The organism is Mycobacterium sp. SMC-15 (genome assembly GCF_045310925.1).
Classification (GTDB): Bacteria; Actinomycetota; Actinomycetes; order Mycobacteriales; family Mycobacteriaceae; genus Mycobacterium.
Window position 1 is genome coordinate 1 of sequence record NZ_JBJIAJ010000042.1, and the last position, 1,066, is coordinate 1,066.

Sequence of the window (1,066 nt, forward strand, 5' to 3'; positions counted from 1 at the left end):
GATCGCAACGCGAAACCACAGTTCCGAACACGTCAAATATGACGTAGCGAAAGCCTCGCTTGCGATTCTCAAAGTCGAGTGCATCGCTTGTGACGATTGCGAAAAGCAAACCGTTGTCGACGACTCGCGCGGAGATGACGCGCGACTTGTGGAATCGCAAATTATCGTCATCCACGTAATGTGTGCGACCGCAAAGGTTGCGTTGCGCGTTGGTCTTTGGATCATGCGATTCAGTGCGGAAAAGCGTAGTCATGGCGTTGTTTCCTTTCGACTTGGACTCATCAGTGGCCGCGTGACGGCCAGACCGCGCTAGGCGCGGTTTCGTCCTATTTGTCAGGTGACACATACGACACGCTAGGCGTGCGAAAGCCTTTCACGTTGTGCGAAGTGTAGGAGTCGCGTCGGGTCATTTCACAACCGATAGCGGCAAAGGCGATAACGATACCGATTGAAACTGCGACGCAAACCGCGTCGCGCAGTGCTGCAAGGTATGCGCGGACCATTAGCGTGCCCTCGCGATGCAGAACGAAAAGCAAAACCGGCCAATGCGGATAAACCGCAAGCCGCCGACTCGTTTTGTGCTGAAATTGATTGCGTTCATGGTGTTCACGCTACCGGACGGGATTGGTCGGCGGAAACATTGCACGAAACGACGCGGTAGAAGTCTCGGCTGTAGCGCGGGCGATCATTTCCGCGCACCGAAGAAAAGGCGAGGCGACGATACATTGCGTCGAAAGCTTCGCTAGGGTCGCGTAGCCAAAGGCGGGCGATCCAATCGCACCCATTGAGCGTGCAACGAAAGCGAATGTCATAGGCCTTGCGACGCGGTGGCGTTGGCATTGGGCGAAAATTCAATTCGGTCATTGGCGTTTGTCCTTTCGAGCGTGTCGCCCCCGCGTGTGCGGTGGCAGGTGTGTAAGGTAGCACACCTAACGCATACAGCAAGCGTCTAGTTCGCCCCTAATGCCTGTATTCGTTGGCTTTCTTGCGTGTTGCGCGCTCGCTTAGCGCGCTCCGACATGCCACGCGCGCCAGCGTCGCGCCTTACGAGGCATGCAATGCGCGC

Annotated in this window: 1 protein-coding gene; it reads right to left on the bottom strand. The window is 56.5% G+C overall.

All coding sequences use genetic code 11. The annotated features are described in order from the left end of the window. On the bottom strand, positions 1-253 hold a 253-nt coding region (locus tag ACJH71_RS22315; protein WP_406760160.1), incomplete at its 3' end, for a hypothetical protein. Between the last annotated feature and the right edge of the window lie 813 nt (positions 254-1,066).